This is a genomic window from Ignavibacteriales bacterium, assembly GCA_026390815.1.
In the GTDB taxonomy this organism is placed as follows: Bacteria; Bacteroidota; Ignavibacteria; order Ignavibacteriales; family SURF-24; genus JAPLFH01.
In genome coordinates, this window is the sequence record JAPLFH010000039.1 from 44087 (window position 1) to 65309 (window position 21223).

General features: G+C 35.6%; 12 protein-coding genes. 9 read left to right on the forward strand and 3 right to left on the reverse strand.

Going from position 1 to position 21223, the window contains the following annotated elements; all coding sequences use genetic code 11:
* The first annotated feature begins 373 nt into the window (after positions 1-373).
* The 9 genes from fucP to NTX22_12070 all read left to right on the forward strand — a co-directional run bounded on the left by fucP (position 374) and on the right by NTX22_12070 (position 15005).
* The gene (gene fucP / locus NTX22_12030) at positions 374-1699 is read left to right on the forward strand and encodes an L-fucose:H+ symporter permease (GenBank protein ID MCX6151248.1); all 1326 of its coding nucleotides are present in this window, start codon (positions 374-376) and stop codon (positions 1697-1699) included.
* 4 nt (positions 1700-1703) lie between these two features.
* Positions 1704-2678 (forward strand): ROK family protein, encoded by a 975-nt coding sequence (locus NTX22_12035; GenBank protein MCX6151249.1) that lies wholly within the window; start codon positions 1704-1706, stop codon positions 2676-2678.
* Positions 2679-2757: 79 nt separating this feature from the next.
* Positions 2758-4596, forward strand: a complete 1839-nt coding sequence (locus tag NTX22_12040; GenBank protein ID MCX6151250.1) for a glycoside hydrolase family 3 C-terminal domain-containing protein — start codon at positions 2758-2760, stop codon at positions 4594-4596.
* A 209-nt stretch (positions 4597-4805) separates the two neighbouring features.
* Positions 4806-7034 carry a glycoside hydrolase family 3 C-terminal domain-containing protein gene (locus NTX22_12045; GenBank protein ID MCX6151251.1) on the forward strand — a complete coding sequence of 743 codons (2229 nt, stop codon included), beginning with the start codon at positions 4806-4808 and terminating at the stop codon, positions 7032-7034.
* Between the two features lie 9 nt (positions 7035-7043).
* Entirely contained in the window at positions 7044-8441 is a 1398-nt protein-coding gene (locus NTX22_12050) for a carboxypeptidase-like regulatory domain-containing protein (GenBank protein ID MCX6151252.1), read from the forward strand.
* Positions 8442-8452: 11 nt separating this feature from the next.
* The gene (locus NTX22_12055) at positions 8453-9277 is read left to right on the forward strand and encodes a glycoside hydrolase family 16 protein (GenBank protein ID MCX6151253.1); all 825 of its coding nucleotides are present in this window, start codon (positions 8453-8455) and stop codon (positions 9275-9277) included.
* Positions 9278-9419: 142 nt separating this feature from the next.
* The gene (locus tag NTX22_12060; protein ID MCX6151254.1) at positions 9420-10961 is read left to right on the forward strand and encodes a trehalase family glycosidase; all 1542 of its coding nucleotides are present in this window, start codon (positions 9420-9422) and stop codon (positions 10959-10961) included.
* A 74-nt stretch (positions 10962-11035) separates the two neighbouring features.
* Positions 11036-13534 carry a glycoside hydrolase family 3 C-terminal domain-containing protein gene (locus NTX22_12065; protein ID MCX6151255.1) on the forward strand — a complete coding sequence of 833 codons (2499 nt, stop codon included), beginning with the start codon at positions 11036-11038 and terminating at the stop codon, positions 13532-13534.
* 280 nt (positions 13535-13814) lie between these two features.
* The gene (locus tag NTX22_12070) at positions 13815-15005 is read left to right on the forward strand and encodes a class I SAM-dependent RNA methyltransferase (GenBank protein MCX6151256.1); all 1191 of its coding nucleotides are present in this window, start codon (positions 13815-13817) and stop codon (positions 15003-15005) included.
* Here the strand turns inward: NTX22_12070 and ugpC are convergent.
* The 3 genes from ugpC to NTX22_12085 form a co-directional block, all read right to left on the reverse strand.
* The gene (gene ugpC / locus NTX22_12075) at positions 15002-16096 is read right to left on the reverse strand and encodes a sn-glycerol-3-phosphate ABC transporter ATP-binding protein UgpC (GenBank protein MCX6151257.1); all 1095 of its coding nucleotides are present in this window, start codon (positions 16094-16096) and stop codon (positions 15002-15004) included. The genes NTX22_12070 and ugpC overlap by 4 nt on opposite strands.
* 88 nt (positions 16097-16184) lie before the next feature.
* Positions 16185-18725 (reverse strand): hypothetical protein, encoded by a 2541-nt coding sequence (locus tag NTX22_12080; GenBank protein MCX6151258.1) that lies wholly within the window; start codon positions 18723-18725, stop codon positions 16185-16187.
* Between the two features lie 49 nt (positions 18726-18774).
* Complete coding sequence (locus NTX22_12085; protein ID MCX6151259.1) at positions 18775-21216, reverse strand: hypothetical protein; 2442 nt, start codon at positions 21214-21216, stop codon at positions 18775-18777.
* Positions 21217-21223: the final 7 nt, after the last annotated feature.

A 21223-nucleotide genomic window follows, 5' to 3' on the forward strand; every position in this document is an offset into this window, starting at 1 on the left:
TTTATTTTAAAAACCTCATTTTCTCAAAATCGCTAATGCAAGTTAAAAAAAATCCGAATAGTTTACACTTTACATTTGGGTCAAATAATTAAATCTTATTGTGTAGTGAATTTCCTTGAGCAGACTTTTATTTCATTTCACTTATCAATTTAATAAGTAGTTGTTATTAAATTGATAAGTAGAATATCAGCTTGAATATATTTTTATGGAAAAATTTGAGATATAATTTATTCCTTTAATTGTAATAACAGGCATAATATTTGACCTTTGCCAACTTAATAAATAGCATTCAAGTGTCAAAAAATTCATCTTTTAATAAAAATATTTTAACTGAGTATAAACGATTTTTTTAACCTAATCATTAGGAGTATTTATGGCTGCATCTAGTCCTACGATGTCAACAAATGTTAAGTCGACAGGAAATGGCGCAAACTATACGCCGGCACTAATAGTTCTTACTTCATTATTTTTTATGTGGGGATTTTTAACCTGCTTAAATGATATTCTAATTCCACATCTAAAAGCTGTCTTCGATTTGAACTACACGCAAATAATGTTAATTCAGTTCACTTTTTTTACAGCATATGCAATTATCTCACTTCCTTCTGGAATGCTTGTAGAAAAAATTGGTTATAAGAAAGGGATTATCATTGGGTTAATAACGGCTGGTATTGGCTGTGTATTCTTCTATCCTGCAGCAGGTATGCGTTCATATCCCGTATTCTTGTTCGCTCTTTTTGTTTTAGCAAGTGGAATAACTTTGCTTCAGGTAGCAGCAAATCCTTATGTGGCAATATTGGGTAAACCGGAAACTGCTGCAAGCAGATTAAACCTTTCCCAGGCATTTAATTCCCTTGGAACAACCATTGCACCTTATCTGGGTTCAGTATTAATTCTTTCAGTAGCTGTAAAAGGTGCGGATGAATTAACTAAATTATCTCCAGATCAGGTTGCAATATATAAAGCTACCGAAGCAAGCTCTGTACAGTTACCATATCTTGGATTAGCAGCAGCTTTGATCTTAATTGCTGTTATCTTTGCTATGTTCAAACTGCCTAAAATTGAAGCAGCAGATGTTTCGGCAAGTGGTGGAAGCGGAGGAAGTTTTGATAGTGTACACAAGAGCGCCTGGGGTTACAAGCATTTGGTTCTTGGAGCTGTGGCAATCTTTGTTTACGTCGGTGGTGAAGTTTCAATTGGAAGTTTTTTAGTAAACTATTTTGGTGTTAAAGAAATTGCCGGACTGGCTCCAGAGCAAGCCGGAAAATATGTTTCATTCTACTGGGGTGGTGCAATGGTTGGAAGATTTATTGGAGCCTATGTTCAAAGAAAAATAAAACCTGGAACTGTATTGGCATTTAATGCAGTTGTTGCCGCTGTATTAGTTATTACAACAATGCTTACCAACGGTTCAGTTGCAATGTGGTCTATACTTTTAGTTGGATTATTTAATTCAATTATGTTTCCAACAATCTTTACACTTGCAATTGACGGATTAGGCAAACATACCGGACAAGGTTCTGGAATTTTATGTGCCGCAATTGTTGGTGGAGCCATAATACCAGTTGCACAAGGATTCTTTGCAGATAACATTGGAATTCATCACGCCTTTTTCTTGCCAGTACTTTGCTATATCTATATAGCATATTATGGCATTAAAGGACATATTCCTTCATTTCTAAAAACTGCAAGAGCTTAAGTTGATGAAGAAAGAAGTAACACTTGGAATAGACATTGGCGGAACCAATACAGTTTTTGGGTTTGTAGATATTCAGGGGAATTGTATGGCGGATTCTTCAATTCCAACAAATGCTCATGAAGACGCTCCGTTTCTGTTTGCCAGGTTATTTGAAAAGGCAGAAGAAATTTTCAAAAGCATTTCAAATTCCTGCCAGTTAGTTGGAATTGGTATTGGTGCTCCCAATGCTAATTATTATAATGGAACCGTAGAACAACCACCTAATTTAAGCTGGGGAATTGTTAATGTTCTTGAAATAATTAAACAATATCACGATTTACCCTCAGCAATTACCAATGATGCAAACGCTGCGGCAATTGGTGAAATGCAATTCGGTGCCGCAAAAGGAATGAAAGATTTTATTGTAATTACTTTGGGTACAGGATTAGGCAGCGGAATTGTTGTTAATGGCGAATTGGTTTATGGTCACGATGGATTTGCCGGCGAGATTGGACATACTATTGTAGATATTAATGGAAGACAGTGCGGTTGCGGTAGAAAAGGCTGTTTAGAAACTTATGCTTCTGCATCTGGAATTAGAAGAACTGTTTATGAACTGCTTTGTACTTCTATGGAAGAAAGCTCTTTAAGAAATATTCCATTTAACGATTTAACTTCAAAAATGATTTTTAATGCTGCCGTAAATAAAGATAAGATTGCCCTGGATGCATTTGATTATACTGCTAAAATTCTTGGAATTAAATTAGCCGATGCAGTTGCTCATACAAGTCCGGAAGCAATTATTCTCTTTGGTGGGTTAGCTGCTGCCGGTGATTTGATTTTCAATCCAACTAAAAAATACATGGAAGAAAATATGCTTAACATTTTCAAAAATAAAGTAAAGCTGCTTCCATCCGGTTTAACAAAAGGAAATACTGCCGTACTTGGTGCAAGTGCATTGATTTGGAAGGAATTAGATAAGGAAAAAATAACAAACTAATTTATATGTAAATTTTTCCCGGCTATTCAAGCTGGATTATATAAGCTAAATCAATTTAAAAATAATTTAAGAGATTAAAATGCGAAGGAAAATATTTATACCAATTATACTTATAACAATTTTATTTCTTGGATTTGTTGGAGATAAATACCAAATGAACAAGTCATCAAAAAATAAAAATGATAAGGCAATCGAAAAGAAAGTTGCCTCATTACTTTCAAAAATGTCGCTCGATGAAAAGATCGGGCAAATGACACAAGTGGATTATAGCGCCATCAAAAATAATCTTGATGATATTAAAACGTACTACATTGGTTCGATACTTTGGGGTGGCGATACAGAAATTGATGATCTTTCTCCTCAAGGTTGGGCAAAAGTTTATGATCAACTCCAATCCTATGCACTTCTAACTCCGTTGAAGATTCCAATTATTGCTGGTATTGATGCTGTACATGGACATAACAATGTTAAAGGTGCAGTAATATTTCCACACAATGTTGGCTTGGGTTGTACGCGTAATGCAAAATTGGTGGAAAAGGCTGCCGCAGTTACAGCAGCAGAAATTGCCGGAACTGGAATCGATTGGGATTTTGCCCCTTGCATTGCTGTTGCACGAAATGAAAGATGGGGTAGAACATTTGAAAGCTTCGGCGAATCTCCGGAGTTAGCAAAGTCTCTTGGTGCAGCTTATGTAAAAGGTTTGCAGGGGAAAAATCTGTCAGAAAAAACTTCTATTCTTGCCTGTGCAAAACATTTTGTTGGTGATGGTGGAACAACTAATGGAATAGATCAGGGCAATACAGAAGTAGATGAACAAACTTTAAGAAAACTTCATTTGCCGGGTTATGTTGACGCAGTTAAAGCTGGTGCCGGTTCCGTTATGGCTTCTTACAATAGTTGGAATGGACAGAAGATGCACGGTAATAAATTTTTAATGACTGACGTTTTGAAAAAAGAACTTGGCTTTAAAGGATTTATAGTTTCGGATTGGGCTGCAATAGATCAGCTGGACAGTAATTATAAACGGGCGATTGCCATTTCTATAAATGCTGGAATGGATATGGCAATGATTCCAAACGGGCATAATGCCAAAAATAGTTATCTTGATTTTATAAAGGACTTGAAAGAATTAGTGAACGAAGGAACAGTTCCAACATCTAGAATTGATGATGCTGTCTCCCGGATTTTAAGAATAAAATTTATGATGGATTTATTCGAACACCCAATGACAGATAAAGAACTAACTGCAAAAGTTGGCTCAGCAGAACATAGAGCAGTTGCGCGCGAGTGTGTCCGTCAATCATTGGTTCTATTAAAGAATGATAATAAGACTCTTCCATTAAAGAAAAATGCAAAGACAATTTTAGTGGCAGGTAAGAATGCAAATGATCTTGGCAACCAATGCGGAGGCTGGACAATTATCTGGCAAGGATTAAGCGGAAACGATTTGACAACCGGCACTACAATTTTGGATGGAATAAAGAAAACTGTTTCTCCAAAAACTGAAGTTAAATTTTCTAAAGATGGTACCGGTGCTGCCGGATGCGATGTGGTAATTGTTGTTATTGGTGAAACTCCCTATGCTGAAATGAAAGGTGATAAACAAGATTTAAAGCTTGATGAAGAAGATGTACAGGCAATTAAAAACGCAAAAACTGCTGGTGTTCCAGTAGTGGTTGTTCTTCTTTCCGGCAGACCAATGATTATTGATCCCGTATTAAACCTCAGCAATGCGTTTGTTGCTGCCTGGTTGCCCGGTACAGAGGGGCAGGGTGTTGCGGATGTTCTGTTTGGTGATTATAAACCAACTGGAAAACTATCTCATTCCTGGCCCAAAGATATGACGCAGATTCCAATAAACGTTGGCGATAAAGATTATAAACCACTATTTAAATATGGATTTGGATTAACGTATTAAAATGGCAATGAACAAACATCGGATAAGAAACAACTTCAATTTGCCAAAAATAAAAATCTAGTAATTGTTATCTGGAATTTGTTCGGAATTTTAAATTTATAAATTGATACTTAAATAGAACTCCTCCTCCAACCATCTCTTAGTTTGTGATTTGATATTTTAATGACTAAGAGGTGGTTTTAATTTTACAATTCTTTAAAGAGGTAATTATGCACTTACTTTTACGTAAAACTATTATCGGGCTAATTTTATTTCTTGTATTATCTAGTGCAATTAATTCTCAATCAAAATCATTTGAAACAAAAATCGATTCAATTATTGCCGTAATGACGCTTGAAGAAAAAGTTGGACAGTTAAACCAGCTTTCAAGTGGCTTGGGATGGGGACCTGTTGTTAAACAGGAAGATATGGACGCGCAGAAGAAATTAGTAAAAGAAGGAAAGGTTGGTTCGTTTCTAAATGCAGTTGGAGCAGATATTACAAGACAGCTTCAGAAAGTTGCAATAGAAGAAACCCGCTTAAAGATTCCATTAATTTTTGGATTAGATGTTATACATGGTTTTAAAACTACTTTTCCAGTTCCCCTTGCAGAAGCTTCCAGTTGGGATCCTTCCGCTGTTGAAAAATCTGCAAGATATTCTGCAAAGGAAGCATCTGCATCCGGAATTCATTGGACTTTTGGACCAATGGTAGATATTGCACGCGATCCGCGCTGGGGAAGAATTGTAGAAGGTTCTGGTGAAGATACATATCTTGGTTCAGTTATGGCAGCCGCACGTGTTAAAGGATTTCAGGGAAATTTAACATCAAATGAAAATATAATTGCATGTGCAAAACACTTTGCCGCTTACGGCGCTGCAGAAGGTGGAAGAGATTATAACACAGTGGATATTTCTGAAAGAACTTTACGTGAAGTTTACCTACCACCATTTAAAGCCGCTGTTGATGCCGGTGTAAAAACTTTTATGTGCAGCTTTAATGAAATTGCTGGAGTTCCTTCATCAGCAAACCATCACCTGCTTACAGAAATTTTACGCGGTGAGTGGAAGTTTAAAGGATTTGTTGTTAGTGATTGGAATTCTGTTGGCGAACTTATACCTCATCAAATAGCTGCCAATCCTAAAGAAGCTGCTCTACTTGGTTTGAATGCCGGTGTTGATATGGATATGGAAGCGCGCGCTTACATTGATCAGCTTCCTGAATTGATTAAGCAAAAGAAAATTTCTGAAGAAATGTTAAATGAATCTGTTCGTAGAATTCTCCGCGTAAAGTTTGAATTAGGACTCTTTGATAATCCTTACCGAAATTGTAACGCAGAATTAGAAAAAACAAATATCCTTACAAAAGAAAATAAAGAAGCGGCTCTTGATGTTGCGCGCAAGTCGATTGTTCTTTTAAAAAATGAAAACAATCTTCTTCCTTTAAATAAAACGCTAAAAACTATTGCGGTTATTGGTCCATTAGCAGATAGCCAGCAGGATCCTTTGGGTTCCTGGGAACAGCTTGGCGATCCGAAAAATGTTGTTACTCTTTTGCAGGGAATAAAAACCAAAGTTCCTACAGCCAACATACTTTATTCAAAAGGATGTAATATTCTTGGCAATTCAAAAAAATATTTTGATGAAGCAATTGAAACTGCAAAAAAATCTGATGTTATAATTTTAGCGCTTGGTGAAGAAGGACATATGACTGGTGAAGCAAGAAGTCGTGCATCCCTCGATCTGCCGGGTGTTCAGGAAGATCTAGCAAAAGAAATTTTTAAAACCGGCAAACCGGTTATTGTAATTTTAATGAACGGAAGACCACTTTCAATAAATTGGATTGCAGCAAATATTCCTACAGTTGTGGAAACCTGGTTTTTAGGATTGCAGGCGGGCAATGCAATTGCAGATGTTTTATTCGGTGATTATAATCCTGGTGGAAAACTTACTGTTACATTTCCAAGAACAGTTGGACAGGTTCCGATTTATTACAACCATAAAAATACCGGGCGTCCATACGATCCCAAAAACTTTTATACATCATATTACATAGACACGCTTAACACTCCGCTTTATCCTTTCGGATTTGGGTTGAGCTTTACTAAATTTGAATATGGGAAAGTAAAACTAAGTGCTGATAAAATTTTAACTGATGGTAAACTAAAAGTATCAGTCGATGTTAAGAATAGCGGCGAATACGATGGAGAAGAAGTCGTTCAGCTTTACGTCAAAGATGATTTTGCTTCTGTAACCCGTCCGGTTAAAGAGCTTAAAGGATTTAAAAAAATATTTCTTAAGAAAGGTGAATCCCAAACTGTAAATTTTGAACTTGGCAAAAATGATTTGGCATTTTATAACAAAGATATGAAGTGGACTGTAGAGCCCGGTACTTTTAAAGTTTTTGTCGGCACAAATTCCGTGGACGTTCAGGAATCTTCATTTGAAGTAGTGGAGTAAATTAAAAAAATGATAATAAAGAAATTTCCATTTACCGTAAATATAACTTCGGCTTTTTTTTACATTGCACGAATGCTGGTTTTAATTTTTTTGATTACTTTTTTTCATGTCAATTGCAGCGATGCTTCACAGGCAGAATACTCCAACCCGACAATTATTTCCGGAATTGTGAAAAATACTGAAGGACAGCCGGTTGGCAATTCTAAAGTTACTCTTTCAACCGCACCTGATTTTGAGGGCGCATTTACTGATGATAATGGAATTTTCCAGTTGAAGAATTTTTCAGCAGGAAAACATAAATTAAAAGTACAACACATTGGCTATAACGATTTTGAAGCTGATGTTCCTTCTGCAAATAATGGTACTTCATCATTATATCCTGTTCTTTCACATAAAACCTATGATATTCCTTCTGTTAAACCATTAAGCAAAGGCAAGGTAAGAGTAAGGAATAAAATCCTTGAAACTGATTTTGATGGCGATGGAATTTATACTCCGTATATCGTAAAAGGCGCTGCGTTCTCACCAACACCAATTGGTGATAAACCTTACCTCCAGGGAATTGACGACAGAAGCGTTCAATTGTTGAAAGCTATGAATGGAAATACATTTAGAACTTACAGCGGAGTTGGAAAATATTTGCTGACGAAAGCTGCAGAAAACAATGTACGAGTAATCGTTAGTTTCTGGGTTCAATATGGTTATGATTTTTCTGACATAAATATTCGTAAACAGATTGTGGATGAGTTTTCACAAATGGTTCTTGATCTTAAAGATTATCCTGCAGTGCTTATGTGGAATATTGGAAATGAACAAAACTATCAAAATGGAAATACTCCTAATTGGTATACGCTTATTCAGGAACTTGCAATTGCAGCATACAAAATTGAAGGAGAAACTTATCATCCTGTGTGTGGAAATAATGGAAGTATAAATAACATTGGAAATGCCTCTTTGAATGCTGATGATGCTTCACTTACTTATATGGATTTGTGGGCATCCAACATTTATGAATGGGACATTGCTTCCAAAATTTCCGAGTATAAAAAGAAATCGCAAAAGGCAATTGTTGTTACGGAATGGGGAATTGATGCTTTGGATAACCGGAATAAAAAGGAATATGAAGATGTTCAGGCAAGTTTTGACAGCACTAACTGGGTTCAGATATCTTCAAGCAGTGATGTTTGCGTTGGTGGAACAGTATTCGAGTTTACTGATGAATGGTGGAAAGGTGGAACTCCTGATGTTCATGATTTTGGTGGTTATGAAACAGGTGCCCACCCCGATGGATACTCCAATGAGGAATGGTGGGGAATAATTGCCACTACTCCCGATAACAATAATGATGGTATGGATGAATGGCGCCTCCGGAAAGCTTATTATATGTTTCAAAGAAACTGGAAATAATGATGAATAAAATGAAATTTTTATTCTCAATGTTATTATTTTTTTTCGTTTCATCTCTCTTTTTATTCGCAGATCTGAATTGCAAGAAAGAAGATTCTGGAATTACAAACTCGGCAACAGATACAATCCCAACTCCCGCTGGCTATACTTTGGTATGGAATGATGAATTCACAGGCACATCAGTTGACAAAAAGAAATGGGAATATGAGGTTAATGGTGATGGTGGTGGAAATAATGAACTTCAGTACTACACTAACCTCGCGGAAAATTCATATGTTGAAAATGGAATTTTGGTTATCCAGGCTTTGAAGAAAAATTATCTCGGTAAAGAATATACTTCAGCAAGAATTAGAACTAAGTACAAAGGTGATTGGACTTATGGAAGATTTGAGATTAAGGCAAAGCTGCCATATGGTCAGGGATTGTGGCCAGCTATCTGGATGCTTCCAACAGACTGGACTTATGGCGGTTGGCCCGAAAGCGGTGAAATTGATATTATGGAAATGCTTGGTAATGAAACCACTAAAATTTATGGTACACTGCATTATACTACAAACAACCAACATCAATCGGATGGCGGTAATTACAGTCTTAAAAGCGGAACGTTTGCTCAATACTATCATGTTTTTGCACTTGAGTGGGATGCAACCGGATTCAATTGGTATGTAGACAACAATTTATATTATACCACAAAGCATACAAAACCATTCGATAAACGATTTCATATTATACTTAATGTTGCTGTTGGTGGAAATTGGCCCGGTAACCCGGATGCAAGCACGTTGTTTCCGCAAAAAATGTTTGTGGATTATGTCCGTGTTTTTACTAAGAAGTAAAAATTGTTCGATTGCTTTATTGCTAAAATGTTTTTTAACATAGTAATAGCAATTTAGCAATTATCAGGAAAGCACAAGAACTAATGCAATTTAATCTCAGTCTGGGCACGCTTGTGCAAGATACAAAATTATGAGTTAGTTAATGAAACCATATCTGTACACAACAATATTAATCCTTTTTTTCATTCAGGCAAAAATCTTTACTCAATATGAAGACACAGGTAAGCGCGGTTCTTACTTTTCAAAAAAAGAATATTCAGGTAATCAAATTCCAACATTTGATGCAAACAAAGAAAAACTGCCATCACCAATTCTTGAAGACAATAAAGATTATGTTGATCTTTACTGGAAAGCATGGGAATTAGCCTTCAAGCATTATAAAAAGCCGCCGCAAGGCTCTCCATTCGTTTCCAATTATATTGATGAAGCGTTCTCCCCATCTGTCTTTCAGTGGGATACAATTTTTATGATTATGTTTGCGCGTTATGCTCATTTCATTTTTCCAGCAATTCAATCTCTGGATAATTTTTATTGCCGGCAATATGAAAACGGTTATATGTGCAGAGAAATTCAGGAAGCAGATGGTAAGGATTATGTTTATGAGGGAAGGGAAAATACCGTCAATCCACCTTTGTTTAGTTGGGCAGAAGTTGAAAATTATAAAATCACCGGCGACAAATCCAGGTACCAATCCGTTCTTCCAGTTTTGGAAAAATATGCTGAGTGGCTGGAAAAATATCGCAAAAAAGAAAATACTAAACATGGATTATTCTGGCAGACTGGACTTGGTTCCGGAATGGATAATACTCCGCGCAGTGGTTCTGCCTGGGCTGATATGTCTTGCCAGGTTGCAATGCTTTACAGCGATATGGCAAAGATGTGCGATGAATTGAAATACTCCGAACGAGCAGAAAAATTTCGTGTGAAAGCAAAAGAAATCTCGGATAAAATAAATCAGCTTATGTGGAACGAAGATGATGGTTTGTATTACGATCTTGACGATGATGGCAACCAGATAAAATGTAAAACAGTTGGATGTTTCTGGGCAATGTTAGCGGGAATCGCTTCTCAACATCAGGCTGAAAAACTTTTAGAACATTTGAAGAATCCAAAAGAATTCTGGCGACCAATTCCCTTTCCTTCCCTATCTTATGATCATCCGGATTATAAAGCCGATGGACAATATTGGCTTGGCGGTGTTTGGGCTTCTACAAATGTTGCAATTATTAAAGGACTTGAGTTTTACGGTTTTGAAGAGTTTGCAACTTTAGCTTCACAAACTTATCTGGATGGAATTTACAAAGTTTATAAAAAAAACGGAACCATCTGGGAGAATTATTCGCCAGAATCTTTTTCGCAGGGGAATCCTGCTAAACCTGATTTTGTTGGCTGGAGCGGCTGCGGTCCTATTCAATTATTAATTGAAAATGTTATTGGTTTGCGTCCGGAAGGAGCGAAAAATAAATTAACGTGGAAACTTAACCGGATTGATAAACACGGCATTGAAAATCTTCACTTTGGTGAAGTTACTGTCTCAATAATATGCCAACGAAGATCCGATGTGAATAGTCCGGCAAAAATATCCGTTACTTCAAATAAACCATTTGAGTTGATTGTTGTAAACAGAAATGGTACAAAAAACTTTAACATCAATCCTGGAAAGGAAACAATTAATGTTGAATAATTTTTTGTTTTATAATTAAATAAAGGAAAAACAATTTCCATTTAAAATAAAAGGTGTAAGACATGGTACCCAAAATGAAATATTTAATTCTAATTGTAATTTCTACATTGATTTCCGGTAGTATGTTTCTTTCAAAAAAGGATGACATTCCGCCATACAAAAATCCAAAACTTTCCCTGGATGAAAGAGTGGAAGACCTGCTTAAGCGAATGACTCTTGATGAAAAAATTGATATGCTGGGCGGAACTGGATTTGCAACCAAACCTAATGCACGTTTAGGAATTCCTGAGTTGAGAATGACTGATGGACCACTTGGAGCAAGATGGGGTAAGTCGACAGCATTTCCATCAGGAATTTGTCTTAGCTCAACATGGGATCCAGCGCTCGCGAATAATGTTGGCGCAGCAATCGGGCGCGAGGTTAAAGGGCACGATCGCCATGTAATTCTTGGTCCTTGTGTAAACATTGCAAGAATTCCGCAGGGTGGACGCAATTTTGAAAGTTATGGTGAAGATCCATACTTAGCTTCAAGGATGGCGGTTGATTATATCAAAGGAGTTCAAAGTGAAGGTGTTGCAGCAACAGTAAAACATTTTGCATGCAATAACCAGGAAGACCAAAGGATGTTTGTGGATACAAAAGTTGATGAAAGAACTTTAAATGAAATTTATCTCCCTGCATTTAAAGCCGCTGTGCAGGAAGCAGATGTTCTTTGTTTGATGAATGCGTACAATAAAGTGAATGGGAATTATTGCAGCGAGAATGATCATCTCTTGATTGATAAGTTGAAAAAAGAGTGGGGATACAAGTGGCTCGTTATGTCTGATTGGGGTGCAGTTCATAGTTCAATTCCTACAGTAAATGGCGGAATGGATTTGGAAATGCCGAAAGGTGAATTTCTGAATAAGAACACTTTGATGGATGCAATTAAAAGTGGAACAGTAAAAGAATCTACTATTGATGATAAAGTTAAAAGAATATTGAGTGTAATTTTTAAGTTGGGATTATTTGAAAAACCAAGTTTGAAGGATGAGAGTCTCATCGGTTCAAGGGAAAACTTAAACGTAGCTTTTGAAGCAGCACGCTCCGGAATAGTGTTACTTCAAAATACTGAAAACATTTTACCATTAGATTTTTCAAAGTTGAAATCGATTGCTGTAATTGGTCCAAATGCAAGTATCGCAAGAACTGGTGGAGGTGGCAGCTCTCAGGTGGATGTGATTAAAGCACTAAGTCCGCTGGATGTTATCAAAGAAAAATTTGGGGGTAAGCTAAAAATCAATTTTGCCGCTGGTGTTCATATTGATGGAGAATCAGATGCAATTCCATCTAAAAATTTATTTACAGATAAAAATGAGCAAGGCTTGCTTGGAGAATATTTTGATAATATGGAGTTGAAAGGTACACCTTCATTTTCAAGAATTGATAAGCAGGTTAATTTTGATTTTGGAGAAGATGGACCAACAGCTGGCTTTAATAAATTTAATTATTCAGTCAGATGGACCGGAAAAATAAAAGCGGAAAAGACCGGCAGCTATTCACTGGAATTAACAAGTGATGATGGTGTACGTTTATGGCTTGATGATAAAATGCTGATTGATTATTGGAATGATCATGCACCGGAAGCAAAAAATGTAAATGTGAGTTTGGAGACAGGTAAAGAACATAAAATTAAAATTGAGTTTTATCAGAATAAAGGTGGAGCTGTAGCCAAGTTAGGTTGGTATATGCCGGAAGACGATCCGATGAAATCAGCTTTAGACGCAGCAAAAAATTCCGAAGCTGTAATTTTATTTGTGGGTACTTCTCCAAGAATTGAATCAGAGGGAGCAGATAGAGAAAACATTGTTCTCCCGGCAGATCAGGATAAGTTGATTGAAGAAGTTGCTAAAGTAAATAAAAACGTTGTTGTGGTTATTAATTCCGGTTCGCCTGTTTTAATGGAAAAATGGATTGGAAAAGTAAAAGGATTAGTTCAAGCTTGGTTTGGTGGAAGCGAAATGAGCCGTGCTGCACTTGATATTTTGAGCGGTGTATATAATCCATCCGGAAAATTACCAATGTCGTTTCCAAAGAAATGGGAAGATTGCTCAGCCTATAAATATTATAAAGCCAAGGACAGCGTTACGGAATATACAGATGGAATTTATGTGGGTTACCGCCATTTCGATAAAAATAATATAGAACCATTATTCCCGTTTGGATTTGGTTTTTCTTATACAACTTTTGCTTACAGTAATTTGAAAATAACGAAGCTGCAAGATTCCAAAGATCTTGTTAAAGTCACTTTCGAAATTAAAAATACAGGGAAGGTTGCTGGCGCAGAAGTAGCCCAGTTATATGTAAGAGACATAGAATCAAAACTGGATAGACCGGTTAAAGAATTGAAAGGATTCAAGAAAGTATTTCTTAAACCAGGCGAATCTAAAACCGCGGAATTAACTTTAGATGCAAGCTCATTTTCATATTATGAGCCTTCATTAAAATATTGGCTGCTTGAATCCGGTGAGTTTGAAATTCTTATTGGTGCTTCATCAAGAGATATTAAACTGAAAGGAAATTGTAGTTTGTAAAAACGTTAAACCTTCAAGGTTCTCATAAACCTTGAAGGTTACCTTTTTCACCATGTCTGTTTCCACTACAAGTATTCATCAAGTAAATCTTCATTTTAAAATTGCAGAATTGGAGATACCCCGGTTCATCGATTCCCCGCTTATTAAATTCTTAGTTCCGCTAAGTACGATAGTGGAATTCTAAATCATTATATTTGTTTAGTAAAATGCAAAAGCCCTTGGTATAAATTTGCGTTTCACTTAAGATAGTTTGATAAATCCAAACAATAGGAAATTTTCGATGTATGAATATCAACAAAATAATGTTTTCTTTGCACAAATTACTGGAATGATGGAAGAACTTGGTGAGCAAGAACTGTTAGAACTTGGAGCAATAAATACGAAGATAGCTTATCGTGGAGTTTACTTTGAAGCTGATAAAACTGCTCTTTATAAAATCAATTATACAGCACGATTATTATCAAGAGTATTGGCGCCGTTAAAAACCTTTTACTGCGATAATACCGGTGTTCTTACAAAAACCGCATTAAATATTAATTGGGATGAGTTTTTTCCAGTTGATAAAACATTTGCGATAAGTGCTTCTGTTTCAAACAGCAAGATTAACAATTCGCTATATGCCTCACAATGTTTAAAGGATGGTATTGCAGATTATTTCAGAGCAAAATTTGGAGAGCGCCCTGATGTTAACACTGTAAATCCAGATGTCCGTCTAAATCTTCACATTGAAAAAGATGTTGCGGTAATAAGTTTGGATACTTCTGGTGAATCACTTCATAAACGAGGATACAGATTACTAGCAGGTGAAGCACCAATGCAGGAAACACTTGCCGCAGCCATAATACGTTTAAGCAAATGGAATGGCGATAATCCACTGTGGGATTGTATGTGCGGTTCCGGAACAATTCTTTGTGAAGCACTAATGCACTATTGTAGAATTCCAGCACAGACGCTACGGAAGAATTTTGGATTTTTTTATATGCCTGATTACGATCAACAAATTTGGAAAGTATTAAAAGAAGAATGTGATAAAAAAATTCGACCATTACCAAAAGGACTTATCATTGGAAGCGATAAATCTCAGAAGGTGATAACTGTTGCTATGGAAAACTTATCCCATCTTCCTTATAGTGAATCAATTGATTTATCCTGCAAACCTTTTCAGCATGTAAAGCAATTTGAAAATGGAACACTGATTACAAATCCTCCATATGGAATCCGGCTAAGTAATCCAACTGATGTACAGGTTTTATATAAAGAGCTTGGGGATTTTCTAAAACAAAACTGTAAAGGTACAACCGCTTTTATTTATACAGGTGAACCATCACTGCGTAAATATATTGGTCTTAAAACATCAAAACGAACTCCGTTGGTAAACGGAAAACTTACAGGTGTACTTTTACAAATTGATAGTTATGAAGGGACAAAAAAGAAACACAAATTTTCTGATGATGCTGAAAGCCAGAATTAAATTTTAGTTTCCAGAGTTTTATCAAAGAAATGAAGCTTGTCTAAGTTCAGATATAAATTTACCTTCTTCCCTACATCTGGTTTTTCTCTTGCCGGTATTCTTGCTATTATTTGTGAATCTGCAAGTGTGAAGTACAGGAAGATTTCGTTTCCCATCGGTTCTACCACTTCTAGCGTGGCTTCTATCTGCTGTAAATTTTTGTTCTCTATCCTTGTATCAGATATATCTTCCGGTCGGATTCCAACTGTTACTTCCTTTTCCTGCTGGGTTATCAACTTTTCATTCTTATCATCTAATTTAATTTTCAGCTTTCCATCCTTGCTTATAAATGTTATTCCATCTTCCTTGATTATTTTTCCTTCGATAAAATTCATTGATGGACTTCCGATAAATCCAGCTACAAACTTGTTTATTGGATTGTTATATAATGTAAGTGGTGCATCTATCTGATGTACATCTCCATCCTTCATTATCACTATTCTTTCGCCCATCGTCATTGCTTCTGTCTGATCGTGCGTTACATATATCATCGTTGCTTCCAGCTTCTTGTGCAGTTTCGATATTTCTGTTCTCATCTGTACACGCAGTTTTGCATCAAGGTTACTTAGTGGTTCATCAAACAGAAATACTTTTGGCTTTCGTACTATCGCTCTGCCTACTGCCACTCTTTGCCGCTGTCCGCCAGATAATGCTTTTGGTTTTCTTTCTAAGTATGGTTCTATATCAAGTATCTTTGCCGCTTCTGTTACTCTTTCCTTTATTTCCTTTTTAGGAAACTTCCTTAGCTTTAATCCAAATGCCATATTTTCATAAACGGTCATATGTGGATATAGTGCATAGTTCTGAAATACCATTGCTATATCTCTATCCTTTGGTGATACATTGTTCATCAGCTTATTATCGATATACAATTCGCCGCTGGTTATTTCTTCCAATCCGGCAATCATTCTTAGCGTTGTTGATTTTCCACATCCCGATGGACCAACAAGCACTACAAATTCCTTATCCTTGATTTCAATATTCACTTCCCGAACTGCTACATTTCCGCCATCATATATCTTGGTTACATTTTTTAGTTTTACTTCTGCCATTTTGTTTAATATTAATTGTTTGTTATAAAATTGTTTATTAATTCCTGTCCAAAATAAGAATATTCTATTTATGATTAAATTTTATTTTTTAGAATTTTGTAATTACCTCGCAAGAGTTCTTGCCCAAATTATGTTTTATAATAATTTCATAACCACCAACTATTTCTTCCAAAGAAAAATCTTTAATCTCTTGTTTATCAATTAAGATTGAACAAGGTTTTTGCGGCGATATTATTTTTAATGATATTTCCTTTCCTTGATATGCGCTAATATTACAGATTAAAGAATTGCGGGAATAAACACATGATGATAATAAACCATTTACTTGGCTTATGTATGGTTTAGTTAATTTTCCTAAAACAAGCATTATAGATTTGGGCTTGATATCAACTGGGATTACTGAAGAAGAATAATCTTTATCATCGTAAAGAATCTTTTCCAATAGTTCGCCGCTTCCTTCGATTCTTACTTTTGTCATCTTTCCGTTCACCATCAAATCAAACTCACAATTTTTGATTTCATTATTCAGATAAGGATTAAAACTTACATTCCATTCATTCTCTTCAATTCCAAAGAGATGATAGAGTGCATAAACATACCAACCAGCTGCCCACATAAATTGAGGTTTATCTATCTTGCCATAAACTGAAGGATCCAGGTTATTGCTGTTTCTATATTCATACATAGCGGGTTGCCCGTTGGGACTTTTTAATACTCCATTAATTGTCATAATATTTTTAATAAACGTATAAGCCTTCTCTTTTTCTTTAGCTGCTATTAAAGCTAAAACATACCAGGTGTTTCCATGAGTCCAGATTCCGCCATTAATATATTTAAATGGGTCGCCTGCTTCGTTGCCAGCAAATTTTAGAAACTCAATCTGCTTATCAAAATCCATTGGATATGCGGCATATATTCCCAGTTTTGGATCAAGAAGTTTTTGTGAAGCTGTTTCAACAAGTTCTTTCTTCCTATCATCAGGAATTAAACCATAAGGTGCGGCAAGCAATGAGCCGATGTAGTAATGGGAATCAAGACTTCCATCTTCCCAATAATTAACCAAATATTTTAAATCTTTGCTCCAAAGCTTTTCATTTAATTTCTTTTGCATGTTATCTGCCATCGTTTCATATTCTTCAAGTTTGGTTGCATTTTCATCAAGTATAGTCGAAATAAAAACATATTCTCTGATTGCCTTAATAGCTTGTATTGTCATAAATGAACGTGGACCAAAATTTCTTCCGATGTCCCACCAGTCGGGACGATAAGCCCACATCAAATCATCTTTTCTGTTCTGCAGTGTTTGTTCTAAACTTTTAGTTAGATATGGATATAAAGTTTTAAGAAATGGTTTATCCATTGAATGCCGCAGGTAGCTGCCCGAAAGAATGATAAACCAAAAGTGGTTCCAGTTATCTGGTGTACAGTATTCGGTAATATAAGATGTATCCCGCCAATAATAGGCGTGGGGAATAATATAATCTTTTGTAGCATGTTTTATTATGAATTGCAAATTACTCTTCACCCGCACAAGATCAAAATTAACAGCAGCTAAATTGGTTAACAGAACATCGTGAGTGAAATAGAAATTATATTCTGCTGGACAAGGCATCGGTTGAATGCTTCCATCGATATAATGTTGATTAACTGCCAAAAGAGATTTCGCCCAAGCGTAAGTTTTGTCTAAATCTTCATCTCCCGTTTTAAATTTTACCTTACCAACTTCGTTACTGATATACTTTTCAAACTCATTAACTTCCTTTTTGAAATTAACCTTGAGATATTTTGTAATTGATTTCCCTTCATCTTGCTTGCACATTCCAACTATCTGAATGATTTTCATCGTCTCCATCGGTTTTAACTTTTTTCTGTAGAGAAAATAAGCCGCTGGTCTTTGCTTGTTTTCTTTTAAGATAATTTTTTGTTTGTTATTCCAATCAACATTCTGCCACCATCGATTTGGAATGATTGAACCATTTCTTAAGTAACTGATCGAAGTGCAATCAACAGGATTTTGTCCTGCGTTTGCAACAAAGATTTGTGCATTCTGAGTTTCCCGATCTTCAAAGTTGGTGAAGATTGTTGCACCATCATTAGCAAATTCCGTCCAGGCAATCTCCTTTGATTTGTATGAATGACAGGTTTTTACTGATGTTTCAAGTTGTGTCTCAAATTCAAATTCTTTTGCTTCCTTTCCAAGATTTGTAATTTCAAAAGTAATAATCATTGCTGGTTTGTTCTTGCAAAAATCGTAAGAAATTTTTAATGATTTTATCGCATCACTCTTTTGCAATTTTACTGAATAAGGATTTGAAACGAGCTCATATGGTTCTAAACCAATCCATTCTTTTTTGCCGTCAATCGATAGTGACGCTGCCATTATAAAGTTAGAATCTCTCTTCCAATAATCGTTGCTTAGATCAATACTGTTAGCAGTTGGATAATAAAAGCTGATCCGTTGGAGCATTGGTGAACTATGATGAAGTTCAATTCCCACGTAATGATTACCGACTTCAATTTGTGCATCATCTTTAAAATTAACGGAAGGAAATTTTTGTGTTTGTGAATGCAAAGGAAAATTGATAAGAACAAAAATGAATAACAAAATACTTGTAAATTTTAAAAACATTATAAAATCCTTTTTCTACAAATATGAAAAATAACTTTGCAAAAAATTTTTAGTCCAGAAATTGATTTAAACTTTTATATGAAACCTTCTTCCCTTTCCCTTTTTCCATTTCAAGTTTTATTTCCTCGCCTGGCAGAAGAATAAAACCGTTTTCCTTAAAATTAAAATCCGCACTTTGCAGATAAACAAAGAAAGCAGGTTTGTTACTGGAAATTATTAATTCACCCTTTTTCTTTTTCATCGCAATTTTAACTTTTGGCAACAAAAGATATTTCCATTCCTGTGCGATGAAAACATTCCTATGAAGGATTTGCTTTTCATTATTAAACAAAGTAGAGATCAGAACTGTTCTCCCAATTTCAAAAGAATTAACCATAGGTAGAGTTAGAATTATTTTCTTTTCAAGTGATTTTAATTTTACTTCTGTGGTTCCTAACTCTTCTATCTTTCCTTTGGGAAGATGAATTAAATCAAGTCGTACTGTACCTTCAAATTCCGTAAGCGAATTATTTATTGCAGTTACATCAATTTCATTTTCTCTTTTGATGAGTCCACAGATCTGAGGAGCAAAAGCGTTCTTTACAAAATAATATGGAAGTTTTGTGCGCAGTTCAGAATCAATTAAAGCCCAGCTTGAAACAGGCCAGCAGTCATTCAATTGCCAGATAATGGTTCCGTTCGTTTCAGGAAATCGGAATCGCCAATGCTCCAGGCATTCTTTCATAGCAAAGCCGTGGTTAAGCTGAGTTAGATATATGAAGTCATTCATTTCCGTTTTAACTGGCAAGTGTGCAGATAAAAATTTAAATAGTCTCTCAGGTCCTTCAACCTGTTTGTTGTGGAATTCAAAAATCCTGCTCTGAATTTTTCTTACCTTTTTGGGGAGAATCTTTTTGAAAGTTTCAAAGTTCGCGGGACTTTGGAATCCAAATTCTGATACGAACAAACTTGTATCATATATTACTTTTTTATAATCCGTCCACATACTCCAAATTTCCCACTGGTGCCTGTTCCCGCTTAACGATGAGTTTGGATTTTCTTCGAAACCAAAAGGTGTAGACTGCCAGTATGGTCTCGAAGAATCTAATTCCTTTAAAATATCTGGTATAAGCTTATTGTAGATTTTGTAACCAGACATTTTTTTATAAGATTTTTGATGCTCCTGAAACCAGATCCACTCATTTTCATTATTCCCGCACCAAATAATTATTGATGGATGATGCTGCAATCGAGCAATATTTTCTTTCACTTCTCCAGAAACATTTTCAAGAAACTCCTGATGCTCAGGATAAGACGCGCAGGCGAACATAAAATCCTGCCACACCATTAAGCCAAGCTCATCGCATATTTCATAAAATTTATCATCCTCATAAATACCTCCGCCCCATACACGGATGATATTCATATTTGCATTCTTGGCATCAAGTAAAAGCTGATTATATTTTTCTTCGGTAACTCTTGGAAGGAATGTATCGGCGGGAATCCAGTTAGCACCTTTGGCAAAAATCGGTTTGCCATTAATTATAAATTGAAATACATTTTCCCCATTCTTCTTTAGCTTAAGTTCAATCGTTCTTATTCCAACCCTTCGTTTTTCTTCATCAATAACTTCGTTGTTCTTATCTAAGAGTTGAATTGTCAAGTGATACAAACTCTGTTCACCGTATTCATTGGGCCACCAAATCTTTGTGTTTGTAATCTCAATATTTTCAATAATTAATTTTTGATCTGCAGTTTCAGAAATCTTTTCGAATGTATTTTCTCCATCATCCAAAATAGTTTTAATTTTTAAAATTGAATTTGCTGGATACTCCAATTCAACTTTTACTTCAACTTCAGCAAAATCATTATGAATTGATTTAGTTGAAAATAAAACATTACCGATTTTGCATTCTTCATCCTGAATTAAATAAACTTGTCGCCAGATTCCCATTGTAATGAATGCAGGTCCCCAATCCCAGCCAAACGAATATTGTGCTTTTCGTATGTACACTCTTTCTGATCTTAATGCTACCGGAAGTATTCCAAATTTTAATTCCAATTCTTTAGCATATTTTTCAGCGGATGAAAAATCAACTTCCAAAACATTTCCAGTTAACTTTAACATCGTAGAAACGTTATAGGAGAATGTACGGAACATATTGTTGGAAGATCCAAGTTCAACATCATTCAACTTAATTGTTGCCACGGTATCTAATCCATCAAATACCAGCCGAACTGATTTGGTGATATCAAATTCTTTTGGCAAATCAAAAATAGTTTTGTAGATCCAATCAGTTTCACCAATCCATTGAAGTTGAGTTTCATTATCAGAATAAAATGGTTCTGGAATTAATTTATTGGTTAACAAATCTGTGTGAATTGTTCCCGGCACGGTTGCCTTAAACCATTGCCCATATTTCTTCAATTGCTTTGATGATGCAGTTGGATCAATCTCTTTTGGATTGATAGAAAATTTCCACTCTTTATTTAAAAAATATTTTTTCTTCAATTGTAAT